The organism is Oleisolibacter albus, from assembly GCF_003336875.1.
GTDB lineage: Bacteria > Pseudomonadota > Alphaproteobacteria > Azospirillales > Azospirillaceae > Niveispirillum > Niveispirillum album.
Map to the genome: position 1 here is coordinate 134,803 of NZ_QGNJ01000012.1, position 11,398 is coordinate 146,200.

Annotated in this window: 8 protein-coding genes; 5 read left to right on the forward strand and 3 right to left on the reverse strand. The window is 70.6% G+C overall.

The window, feature by feature from the left end; all coding sequences use genetic code 11:
• Positions 1 to 70: 70 nt before the first annotated feature.
• Together DK368_RS16195 and DK368_RS16200 are read left to right on the forward strand one after the other, a co-directional pair.
• Positions 71 to 526 carry a CBS domain-containing protein gene (locus DK368_RS16195; protein ID WP_114395011.1) on the forward strand — a complete coding sequence of 152 codons (456 nt, stop codon included), beginning with the start codon at positions 71 to 73 and terminating at the stop codon, positions 524 to 526.
• Positions 527 to 531: 5 nt separating this feature from the next.
• Positions 532 to 2,319, forward strand: a complete 1,788-nt coding sequence (locus tag DK368_RS16200) for an SLC13 family permease (protein ID WP_240002533.1) — start codon at positions 532 to 534, stop codon at positions 2,317 to 2,319.
• Between the two features lie 43 nt (positions 2,320 to 2,362).
• Here DK368_RS16200 and DK368_RS16205 read toward each other — a convergent pair whose 3' ends face one another.
• Positions 2,363 to 3,670, reverse strand: coding sequence for a methyl-accepting chemotaxis protein (locus DK368_RS16205; protein WP_114395012.1), 1,308 nt, complete (start codon positions 3,668 to 3,670; stop codon positions 2,363 to 2,365).
• Between the two features lie 531 nt (positions 3,671 to 4,201).
• Here DK368_RS16205 and DK368_RS16210 point away from each other — a divergent pair.
• The 3 genes from DK368_RS16210 (at position 4,202) to DK368_RS16220 (ending at position 9,355) form a co-directional block, all read left to right on the forward strand.
• Positions 4,202 to 4,771, forward strand: coding sequence for a hypothetical protein (locus DK368_RS16210; RefSeq protein WP_114395013.1), 570 nt, complete (start codon positions 4,202 to 4,204; stop codon positions 4,769 to 4,771).
• A 252-nt stretch (positions 4,772 to 5,023) separates the two neighbouring features.
• Positions 5,024 to 6,118, forward strand: coding sequence for an efflux RND transporter periplasmic adaptor subunit (locus DK368_RS16215; RefSeq protein ID WP_162306061.1), 1,095 nt, complete (start codon positions 5,024 to 5,026; stop codon positions 6,116 to 6,118).
• Between the two features lie 111 nt (positions 6,119 to 6,229).
• Positions 6,230 to 9,355 (forward strand): efflux RND transporter permease subunit, encoded by a 3,126-nt coding sequence (locus DK368_RS16220; RefSeq protein WP_114395015.1) that lies wholly within the window; start codon positions 6,230 to 6,232, stop codon positions 9,353 to 9,355.
• A 325-nt stretch (positions 9,356 to 9,680) separates the two neighbouring features.
• Here DK368_RS16220 and DK368_RS16225 read toward each other — a convergent pair whose 3' ends face one another.
• Complete coding sequence (locus DK368_RS16225) at positions 9,681 to 10,241, reverse strand: hypothetical protein (protein ID WP_114395016.1); 561 nt, start codon at positions 10,239 to 10,241, stop codon at positions 9,681 to 9,683.
• Positions 10,242 to 10,249: 8 nt separating this feature from the next.
• A complete protein-coding gene (locus DK368_RS16230) occupies positions 10,250 to 10,768 on the reverse strand; it encodes a hypothetical protein (RefSeq protein WP_155524602.1) in 519 nt (172 codons plus the stop codon).
• Positions 10,769 to 11,398 lie beyond the last annotated feature (630 nt).

Consider the following 11,398-nt stretch of genomic DNA (forward strand, 5'->3'; position numbering starts at 1 on the left):
CTGACGCCCGCCCCGTGTTCTTCTCAGCCTGGGACTGTGTGCCCGCCTGAGACTGCGTGGGAGAGCCGGGATGACGGCCGATCTGCCGGGATATGCGACGCCGCCGGCCGGGGACCCCCCGGTGGCGGATGTCATGACCCGTGACCTGCATTTCCTGTCCCTGGAGGATACGGTCCAGCAGGCCGCCCAGCTGATGGCGGAGCTGGATGCCGGCGCCCTGCCGGTGGGATCGTCCCGCGACCTCCAGGGCATGATCACCGACCGCGATATCCTGATCCGGGTCGTGGCCCTGGGGCTGGACGCCGCCGCGACCCCGGTCCAGGCGGTGATGTCCGCCGATGTGCTGACCTGCCGCGAGACGGACCCGGCCCTGGCCGTGGCCCGGACACTGGCCGGCCGGCAGGTGCGGCGTGCGCCGGTCCTCGACGGCGACGGGCGGGTGGTCGGCATGGTCGGCATCCGTGCCCTGCTGGATCTGCTGGGCCGCGACCGGCTTCCCGTGGATGCGCCGGGGCCGCTGCGGTGAACGGGGTGTCCGTGACCGTCACGCCGGACCAGTGGATCATCTTCGCCATTCTGGGGGGCACGCTGGCCCTCTTCATCTGGGACCGCTGGCGCTATGACGTGGTGGCCCTGGCGGCCCTGGTCGTGTCGGTGGCCGCGGGCGTGGTCGCGCCGGACGAGGCCTTTTCCGGCTTCAGCGATCCCGCCGTCATCACCGTGGCCGCGGTGCTGGTGCTGAGCGCCGCCATCCGCAATTCCGGCGTGCTGGACCATCTGCTGCGCCCGCTGCTGCCGCGGCTGACCAGCCCCGACGGGCAGGTCTTCGCCCTGGCCGGCATGGTGGCCGTGCTGTCGGCCTTCATGAACAATGTGGGGGCGCTGGCCGTGTTCCTGCCGGTGGCGCTGCGCCTGTGCCAGCGCACCGGGCGCTCGCCCGCCGCCGTGCTGATGCCCATGTCCTTCGCCTCGCTGCTGGGCGGGCTCATCACCCTGATCGGCACGCCGCCCAACATCCTGATCAGCGGCGTGCGCGCCGACATGCTGGGCCATGGCTACGCCATGTTCGACTTCGCCCCCGTGGGGCTGGGCATCACCGCCGCCGGCCTTCTTGTGATCGGGTTCGGCTGGCGCCTGATCCCGCGCGACCGCCGCGGCCAGGCGGCGGCCGAGGACAGGTTCCGCATCGAGGACTACACCACCGAGGTGCGGGTGCCGGACGGGTCGCCCTTCATCGGCCGCAGCGTGGCCGCGCTGGAGGATGCGGGGGAGGCCGACATCACCGTGGCCGCCATCATCCGCGAGAATTTCCGCCGCTATGTGCCGCATGGGCACTGGATGCTGCTGGGCGGCGACATCCTCCAGGTCGAGGGCGATCCCACCATCGTCAAGCGGGTGGCCGACACGGCCCGGCTGGAACTGGTGGGCGGCGAGGAGGTGGGGGCCGACCCCGCCGGCGAGGGCTATGGCGTGGTCGAGGCCGTGGTCACGGACATCTCCGCCGTGGTCGGCTGCACCCCGGCCGAGCTGAAACTCCGGCAGCGCTTCGGCGTCAACCTGCTGGCCATGGGCCGGCGTGACCGCCGGGCCATCACCCGGCTGAAGCTGGTGAAGTTCCGCCCCGGCGACGTGCTGGTGCTGCAGGGCCGGCTGGAGGCCATGCCCGACATGCTGAACGAGCTGGGCCTGCTGCCGCTGGCAGAACGCAACCTGCAACTGGGCCGGCCGCGCCAGCTGTTGCTGCCGGTCCTGGCACTGGCGGCCGGGGTGCTGCTGTCCATGACCGGGCTTCTGCCCATCGGCGTGGCCTTCGTCGGCGCCATCCTGGCCCTGGTGCTGCTGGGGGTCATCCCCCTGCGTGAGGCCTATGGCAGCATCGAATGGCCGGTCGTCGTGCTGCTGGGGGCGCTGATCCCCGTCAGCGGCGCCCTGCGCGGCACCGGCGGGACCGAGGTCATCGCCGCCCTGCTGACCGGGGCCATGCAGTCGCTGCCGCCCCTGGCAGCTGTCGCCCTGATGATGGGCGCCACCATGCTGGTGACGCCGGTGCTGAACAATGCCGCCACGGTCCTGGTCATGGCGCCCATCGGGGTGGGGCTGGCGCAGGGGCTGGGACTCAGTCCCGACCCGTTCCTGATGGCGGTGGCGGTGGGGGCCAGCTGCGATTTCCTGACCCCCATCGGCCACCAGTCCAACACCCTGGTCATGGGGCCGGCCGGGTACCGCTTCAGCGATTACTGGCGCCTGGGTCTGCCGCTGTCGCTGACGGTGCTGGCCGTGGGCGTGCCGCTGATCGCCCTGGCCTGGCCGCTGTCCTGACCTCCGGCCCGATCCCCCGGCCTGTCCCTGGCCGGGCGCCGGCTCAGTCCAGGCCGGCCAGGAAGCCGTTGACCTCCCCGTCCAGGCGGCGGGCCTGATCGGCCAGAGTGGTGGCCGTGCGCACCACGCCCTGGATGGCCGTGGCCGCCTGGCTGGTGACATCATTGACCGTGCGGACGCGGGTGGCGATCTGGTCGGTGCCCTGGGCCGCCTGCAGCACGTTGCGCGAGATCTCCTGCGTGGCCGCCGCCTGCTGCTGCACGGCGGCGGCGATGGTGGCGGAGATCTGGTCGATGGTGTGGATGGTGTCGCCGATGCCCTGGATGGCGGTCACCGTCTCCCGCGTCGCCTCCTGGATGCCGGCGATCTGGGCCGAGATCTCGTCGGTCGCTTTGGCCGTCTGGTTGGCCAGGGCCTTGACCTCCGACGCCACCACGGCGAAGCCCTTGCCGGCCTCGCCGGCGCGGGCCGCCTCGATGGTGGCGTTCAGCGCCAGCAGATTGGTCTGGCTGGCGATGTTGCTGATGAGCTTCAGCACGTCGCCGATGGTGCGCGCCGCCTGGGCCAGCCCGTCCACCGTGGTGCCGACACGGTTGGTCCGTTCCACCGCCTCGCGGGCGATGCCGACGGAACGTCCGGCCTGGGTCCCGATCTCGGCGATGGAGGCCGACAGCTCCTCCGCCGCGGACGCCACGGTCTGCACATTGGCCGCCGCCTGGACCGTGGCGGCGGAGGCATCGGCGGCCTGGCTTGCCGATTTCCCCGCCATCTCCCCCAGCATCAGCAGGCTGGACTGCATCTCCGAGGCCGAGGCCAGCACCGACTGCACCACCGACCCGACCGACCGCTCGAAGTTCCCGGCCAGATCGTGGAAGCGCGCATGCATCTCCTGCTCGTCCTGGACATCGATCAGCGAGCCGCAGGCCCGCAGCGGCGTGCCATGGAGGTCGCGCTTGCAGCCGCCGATGGCCCGGAACCAGTGATAGCGTCCGTCCCGCATCTGCAGCCGGTAGCGCACATCGAAGGGGGTGGCGCCGCTGCGGTCGTCCAGGAAGGCGAAAAAGGCCGACATGGTCGGCTGGAAATCGTCGGGATGCAGCCGGTCGGTCCAGGATTCGATACGGTTGGGGAAGGAATCGCCGTCACCATAGCCCAGGAGCTGGCGGTACTGGGTGGACCAGGTCCAGCGGTTGGCCGGGTCGGTGGGATCGGGAATCCGCAGCAGCACGTCCCAGAGGCCGACACCGGAATGCTGGCCGTACAGGTCCAGGGCTTCGATCAGTTCCGCCATCTGCCCCTCGGGGGCGGTGGGGCCGGCGGCGGCAACGGGCTGCTGAAAGAGCGCGAGCATGGCAGTCTTCCTTCGCTGGAAACAGGCACTGAAAGCGGGCACTGAAAGCAGAGGGGCCGGAGGGGCGCAGGCAGGCCGGACGGTCCGAAGACGGCCCGGTGAAGCGGCGAATCCCTTGATGATCGATGGCAATCAAAGGATTTATACAGGAAAATCGAACCATGCCGACGGCCATAAACGGCCGCACCGCCTCATTTGATACAGCGCAATATCAATAACGGCTCAATATCATCGGAGTATGATTTGGCGGAATAAATCATGCCGCCGGCAAATCTGTTCTGCGGAGGGAGGGGGCGGCCCGTCCGGGGAAGAGAAACGGCGATGGCCGGGATGCGGCACGGGTGGACGCCGGCCACGGTCCCGCCCCGGCCTGAAAGGGTCGCGGCCGGTGCGGACAGACAACCGCCGGAGGGATTGGCACCGCCTGTCCGTCCCGGCCGCCACAAAATGTCCCACCGCCTAAAGCGGTTGTTAATTCAAGCCAATCACGATCACCGAACAGATCGGAATTCTGCACGGGATCGTCTTCGCATGACTTGCATCGTCGGGCTGGTGGATCAGGGCAATGTCTGGATGGGCGGCGACAGCGCCGGTGTGGCCGGGCTGGACATCAGCCTGCGCGCCGATCCCAAGGTGTTCCGCAACGGCGCCTGCCTGATCGGCTTCACCAGCTCCTTCCGCATGGGCCAGCTGCTGCGCTTCCGGCTGGCCCCGCCGCCGCGCCGGCCGGACCAGGACCTGTTCCGCTACATGGTCTGCGACTTCGTCGAGGCGGTGCGGCTGTGCCTGAAGGATGGCGGCTTCGCCCATCGCAGCAACGATGTGGAGACCGGCGGCTTCTTCCTGGTGGCCACCGAGGGGCGGCTGTTCTCCATCCAGGACGATTACCAGGTCAGCGAGTTCAACCGCGGCTTCCACGCCATCGGATGCGGCTCCGCCTATGCGCTGGGCTCGCTCCACACCACCCGCGACCTGCCGGGCGAGGTGCGGGTGCGCAAGGCCCTGGAAACCGCCGAGCATTTCAGCGGCGGCGTGCGCGCGCCCTTCCTGATCGACTGCATCGAGGCCGCGGGCCAGCCCCTGCCGCTGCGGGCGGCCTGACCCGCCCGGCAAAGCTGCGGCGGAAACGGGCGGTCGCGGCCGCCCGTTTTCCCGTCCCGACACGGGAGCGTAACCGTCCATTTACAAATCGCGCGTGGCATCACGGGCGCCCAACCCGTACTTATGGCCGCGGCGGGGCATTCTTCGGATTCAAAGGTTGAAGCGTCTCCGCCCTGGACCAATCTTGCCCGGCAGGCGGCGGCGACGTTCCACATCGCTCCCGCGCCTCCCGGACAGCAGCCGAGGTGGATTGTGCGGCTCACCACCCAGATCGCGGTCGTTCTGGCCATTGCCCTCGCCGGTGGCGCCGGCTGGTATGCGCTGCGCAGCCAGGGGCCGGCCGGATCGACGGCGCCGCCGCCCGCCGCCCGTCCCGTGCCCGTGGTGGCCGCCGCCGCGGTGCGCGGCGACATCGCCGTCACCTTCGATGCCATCGGCACCCTGGCCGCCAACGAGGCGGTGACCATCACCGCCAAGCAGAGCGGTCTGGTCCGCGCCATCAGCTTCGACGAGGGGCAGACGGTCCAGGCCGGCACGGTGCTGGTGGAGCTGGACGATACTGAGGCGCGGGCCGAGCTGGCCGTGGCCGAGGCCGAGCGCCGCACCGTGGTGCAGGAGCTGGAGCGGTCGCAGGCCCTGCTGGGCCGTCAGGCCGTGGCCCAGGCCCGCGTCGATGATCTGCGCGTGTCGCTGCAGGCGGCCGAGGCCCGGGTCAACGCCGCCCGCGCCCGTGTCCACGATCTGACCATCCGCGCCCCCTTCACCGGCGTCACCGGCCTGCGCCGCGTCAGCCCCGGCGCCCTGGTGCAGCCGGGCACCGATGTCACCACCCTGGACGATATCCGGGTGCTGCGGCTGGCCTTCACCGTGCCGGAGCTGGCCCTGCGCAGCCTGAAGACCGGCATGCGCGTCGCCGCCGCCAGCAGCGTCTATGCCGGCCAGAGCTTCGAGGGCACCGTCATCGCCATCGATCCGCGCATCGACCCGGTGACGCGCATGGTGACGGTGATCGCCGCCCTGCCCAACGAGCAGCGGCTCCTCAAGCCCGGCATGTTCATGACCGTGCAGCTGACGCTGGAGAACCGCAGCAATGTGGTGCTGATCCCGGAGGAGGCACTGGTCCCGGCCGGGGATCGCCAATATGTGTTCCTGGTGCAGGACGGCCGGGTCGAGCGCCGCCCCGTCGGCATCGGCGCCCGCCGCGCCGGCCAGGTGGAGGTGACCGGCGGCCTGCGCGACGGCGATCTGGTCGTGGTGCGCGGAACGCAGAAGGTGCGCGACGGCCAGCCGGTGAAGGTCGAGATCCTGGGCGCCGCCCCGGCCGGCCCCGCCACCAGCCAGACCTGAGCCGGGCGGGCGGTCGCGTCCGCGCCGCGCCCCTAGCGCAGCACCCCTGGCGCAGTGCCCTTTCAGTGCCCCTTTTGCCGTGACAATGACGGACCCCGGGAGACAGCGTCCATGGTGCTCTCCGACCTTTCCATCCAGCGCCCGGTGATGGCCCTGGTGTTCAGCTGCCTTCTCGTGGTCTTCGGGGTGCTGGGCTACAACCGTCTGCCCGTGCGCGAGCTGCCCAGCATCGACTACCCCATCGTCTCGGTGGAGACCGCCTATCAGGGCGCCAGCGCCGAGGTGGTCGATAACGAGATCACCGAACGGGTGGAAAGCGCCGTCAACGGCATCGAGGGCATCAAGACCATCCGCTCGACCTCGCGGGAGGGCGGCTCCACCGTCCGCATCGAGTTCGACATCGGCCGCAACATCGACGCCGCCGCCAATGATGTGCGCGACCGCGTCAGCCGCATCGCCGACAACCTGCCCGACGAGGCCGACCCGCCCGAGATCAGCAAGGTCGATGCCGACAGCCAGCCCATCATGTGGCTGACCCTGACCAGCGACCGCATGAGCAAGCTGGAACTGACCGACTTCGCCACGCGCTATCTGGTGGACGGGCTGGGCACGGTGCCGGGCGTCGCCTCGGTCCGCGTGGGCGGCCGGCGCGAATTCGCCATGCGCATCTGGCTGGACCGCGGCGCCATGGCCGCCCGTGGCGTCACCGTGGCCGATATCGAACGGGCGGTGCGGGCGGAGAACACCGAACTGCCGGCCGGCCGCATCGAATCCAGCGCCCGCGAATTCACCGTGCGCACCGACACCCGCCTGTCCCGGCCGCTGCAGTTCGCCCGCATCGTCGTGCGCCAGGAAGGCGAGAATCTGGTGCGGCTGGGCGATGTGGCCCGGGTCGAGGTGGGGGCCCGCGACGTGCGCAGCGGCTTCCGCATCAACGGGCTGGAGGCCGTCAGCCTGGGCATCGTGCGCCAGTCCACCGCCAACACGGTGGAGGTGGCCCGCGCCGTGCGCGCACAGCTCGACAGCTACCGCGCCGCCCTGCCCACGGGCATGAGCCTGGATGTGCGCCATGATGAAAGCGTGTTCATCGACCAGTCGATCTACGAGGTGTTCCACGCCATCGGCGTGGCCATCCTGCTGGTGGTGGTGGTGGTCTGGGTGTTCCTGCGCTCGCTGCGCGCCACGCTGATCCCGGTGGTGGCCATTCCCGTCTCCATCGTCGCCGCCTTCGCCGTGCTGGCGGCGCTGGGCTTCTCCATCAATGTGCTGACGCTGCTGGCCTTCGTGCTGGCCGTGGGGCTGGTGGTGGACGACGCCATCATCGTGGTGGAGAACATCTCCCGCCGCATCGAGGAGGGGGAGCCGCCGCTGCTGGCCGCCTTCCGCGGCGCCCGCCAGATCGGCTTCGCCGTCATCGCCACCACGGCCGTGCTGATCTCGGTCATCCTGCCGCTGGCCATGCTGGAGGGGACCCAGGGCCGGCTGCTGCGCGAATTCGCCATCGCCCTGGCCGCCGCCATCTTCTTCTCGGCCCTGGTGGCGCTGACCCTGTCGCCCATGCTGTCGTCGAAGCTGCTGCTGCCGGACCAGGGGCATGGCCGGTTCTTCCGGAGCACCGAGCGGGTGTTCCAGGCCCTGTCCGACGGCTACGGCCGGGCGCTGTCCTGGGCGCTGGGCGCGCCGGTGCTGGTGCTGGCCCTGTTTGCCGCCCTGGTGGCGGCCACCGGCATCATCTTCGCCACCCTGCCCAGCGAACTGGCCCCGACCGAGGATCGCGGCGCCTTCCGCATCTCCATCACCGCGCCCGAGGGCGCCAGCCAGTCCTACACGCTGGAACAGCTGGACAGGACCGAAGCCATCCTGAAGCCCTATGTGGAGCGGGGTGACGTGGCCTCGATCCTGACCTCGCTCAATCCCGGCTGGGGCGGATCGTCGGGCGTCAACCGCGGCAACATCACCGTGCGCACGCCCGCCTGGGGTGAAGGCAGCCGCCGCCCGGTGCAGGAGATCGTGGAGGAGCTGCGCGGGCCGCTGATGGCCATTCCCGGTGCCCGCATCATCCCCATCCTGCCCTCCAGCATGGGGGCGAGCGGCAACGCCAACCAGATCCAGGTGGTGATCGGCGGCAGCACCTTCGAGGAGCTGGCCGGCTGGCGCGACACGCTGATGGCGCGGCTGGCCGACGAGCCGGGCCTGACCAGCATCCAGGCCGATTACGACGAGACCAAGCCGCAGCTGCGCATCATCGTCGACCGCGACCGGGCCTCCGACCTCGGCATCGGCATCGCCGACATCGGCGCCACGCTGGAAACCATGATGGGCGGCCGCGTCGTCACCCGCTGGCTGGAGCGCGGCGAGGAATATGACGTGGTGCTGCAGGCCAACGACGCCGACCGCACCAGCCCGCGCGACCTGCTGAACATCTATGTGCGCGGGTCGAAGTCCAGCCAGCTGATCCCGCTGCACAATCTGGTCCGTTTCGTCGATACGGCCGGCGCCACCGAACTCAACCGTTATGACCGGCTGCGCTCGATCACCGTGACCGCCAACCTGGAACCGGGGGTGAGCATGGGCGAGGCCATCGCCCTGGTGCGGCAGGCCGCGGCCGACGTGCTGCCGCCCGAGGCCCGCATCAGCTTCGAAGGCGCCGCCAAGCAGCAGCTGGAAGCCTCCGACAGCATCCTGTTCGCCTTCGGCATGGCCATGCTGGTGGCGCTGATGGTGCTGGCCGCCCAGTTCGAGAATTTCCGCCTGGGCGTCATGATCCTGTGCTCGGTGCCGCCGGCCGTGTTCGGTGGCGTGCTGGCCATCGAGCTGACCGGCATGTCGCTGAACATCTACACCCAGATCGGCCTGATCATGCTGATCGGCCTCATCGCCAAGAACGCCATCCTCATCGTCGAATTCGCCAACCAGCTGCGCGAGGACGGGCTGGACCACCAGCGGGCGGTGCTGGAATCGGCCAAGCTGCGGCTGCGGCCGATCCTGATGACCTCCATCGCCACCGTGTTCGGCGCCCTGCCCCTGGCGCTGGCCCATGGCGCCGGGGCCGAGTCGCGCTCGGCCATCGGCTGGGTCATCGTCGGCGGCGTCACCGGCGGCACCGTGCTGTCGCTGTTCGTCACCCCGGTGCTGTACCGGCTGTTCGCCAAGGGCGTTCGCCCCGTCGGCGGCATCCGCCGCACCCTGCAGGAACTGGACGCCCGCTTCGCCGCCAAGGACGTGCCGGCGGAGTGATCCCGCCCGCCTGAACGCCCGGCGCCTGAGGGAACAAGACCCGCATCGGCGACCGCCGGCCCGCGCCCTCATGGGCGCGCAAGCCAAGCCGCCGCATGGCGGCGCCCGGCGCCTGAGGGAACGGGAACCAGGCCGGCGACCGCCGGCCCGCGCCCCCATGGGCGCGTAAGCCAAGCCGCCGCATGGCGGCGCCCGGCGTCTGAGGGACAAGACCCGCATCGGCGACCGCCGGCCCGCGCCCCCATGGGCGCGTAAGCCAAGCCGCCGGAGGCAGCGCCCGGCGCCTGAGGGAACGGGAACCAGATCCGCCCCGCGGGCGCCGGGACTATCCCGCGGCCCAGCCGAACAGCAGGGCCGAGGCGGCAAGGGTGGCGAGCATGGCGGCCCCGCCGCCCACGGCCAGGGCATTGGCCAGAGGATCCCCCCCCAGGCGCTGAGCGACGAAGCGGGTGCCCTGGCGGCCCAGCACCGCGCCGGCAGCGCTGGCCAGGGCCACCAGGGCCAGCCCGCCGACCGGATCGACCGGCAGGCCGTGGAGATGGGGCAGCAGGGTGACGGGCGGGGCCACCAGCGCCACCTCGAACCCGAACAGCCGGCCCGGCCAGACAAAGCCAAGAGAGACCGCCACCGGCCGGCCCAGCCGGGCCAGGACCCGTCCCAGGGCCAGGGTCAGGCCGGCGGCGGCGGCCGTGGCCAGCATGCCGCCGCCCGCCCTCAGGGGCAGCCACAGCAGGGCCGCCCCATGGCAGAGCAGCAGCAGCGCCAGCCACAGCAGATAGGGGGCCAGCGCCGCGCGCTCCGCCGCCGCCATACCGGTGACGGCGGGGCCGGCGGCAGCCCGGCCGGGAGCCTGCCCCTGGCCGGCACCTGGATCGGAGATGGGCATCCGGCCGTTCAGCCCGGCCCGCCGATGCCGGCGGCCCGCTCCGCCTCCCGCTGCTCGGCCGCCATCTGCTTCAGCCGGGCCATGTTGCGGGTGACGAACTCGATATTCTCCGGCGGCACGGCGCCGGCCTTGTCCTTGGGTGCCATCGGATCGGGGGAGGCGGCCACGCGCGCCGCCGTCATGGCGTACATGACGGTGAAGAACTCCCCGGCGGGACAGCCGCCGCTTTTCAGCAGGCCGGCGGCGGTGGGGAAGGTCTGCTCGAAGCCGCTGGCGGCCTTGGCGGCGGTGCTGCTGTCGAACTGGGCCTGCCGGCCGCCCCGCATCTCCGCCCGCAGGCTGCCGTCGCTGCCGGCCTGCCGGGTCACGCCCAGCATGGCGCTGTGGCAGCGCTCCACCGTGTCCATGGACAGCCGGTAGCCCGGCGGCACCGGCTGCGCCAGCGCCGGCCCGGCCAGGATCAGCGCCGCGGCCAGGGATGCCGCCCGCAACGCGCCCCGCAACTCCGTAACAGGAAGTCTGGTCATCTGGTCCGTCCCAAAGGATCTCCCCGGCCGCCGATCCTACAGCCGCCGCGGCGGAAACCGAAGCGGTCTTCCCCGAAGCCCGCCCCGGCGCCTCCGCTTCCCCCCACCCGCTCAATGTGCGTCGTCCCCGCGCAGGCGGGGCCCCAGGGTCCCAGGCCCCGCGCGCCCGCAACCACGAAGACCATGGGACAACCCCACGGACCTGTCCGCGCCGCATCCATGCCCTGGCGTCCGCCCCGCACAGTCATGGTGTGGACAATTTTCCTATATCATGCTTCTCTGAGCGGGGCGCCAGGGCGGCCCACCGGGTCTTGGACATGTGCATGAAGAAGAGAAAAGCCCGTCGCTTAAGGTGACATTCCCAGGAGCGGCGACACGATCGAAAATCCGTCACCTTTGTCACTTTAAGGAAAAAAAATCCTTTTATTCTCAACCCGCTGGCAGGCGACATCCCATCGCGCCGATGTCACCTTAAGGTCGCGTTAGTCGCTTTTGCGTCAGCTTGGACTGCACCCCATCATTGAGACATGTCGCAAAAGCTACAGCATGGTTTCCGCCACCAGTGCCGCCCGGCCGGGCGGCACTGGTGGTTCGTCCTGTGCCTCGAACTCCACCGGGCTCAGGTAGTCG

What these genes read in the sequence shown, in the direction of transcription:
- DK368_RS16195 (WP_114395011.1), top strand. Translation starts at nt 71, where the DNA reads ATGACGGCCGATCTGCCGGGATATGCGACGCCGCCGGCCGGGGACCCC.
- DK368_RS16220 (WP_114395015.1), top strand. Translation starts at nt 6,230, where the DNA reads ATGGTGCTCTCCGACCTTTCCATCCAGCGCCCGGTGATGGCCCTGGTG.
- DK368_RS16230 (WP_155524602.1), bottom strand. Translation starts at nt 10,768, where the DNA reads ATGACCAGACTTCCTGTTACGGAGTTGCGGGGCGCGTTGCGGGCGGCA.
- DK368_RS16210 (WP_114395013.1), top strand. Translation starts at nt 4,202, where the DNA reads ATGACTTGCATCGTCGGGCTGGTGGATCAGGGCAATGTCTGGATGGGC.
- DK368_RS16225 (WP_114395016.1), bottom strand. Translation starts at nt 10,241, where the DNA reads ATGCCCATCTCCGATCCAGGTGCCGGCCAGGGGCAGGCTCCCGGCCGG.
- DK368_RS16205 (WP_114395012.1), bottom strand. Translation starts at nt 3,670, where the DNA reads ATGCTCGCGCTCTTTCAGCAGCCCGTTGCCGCCGCCGGCCCCACCGCC.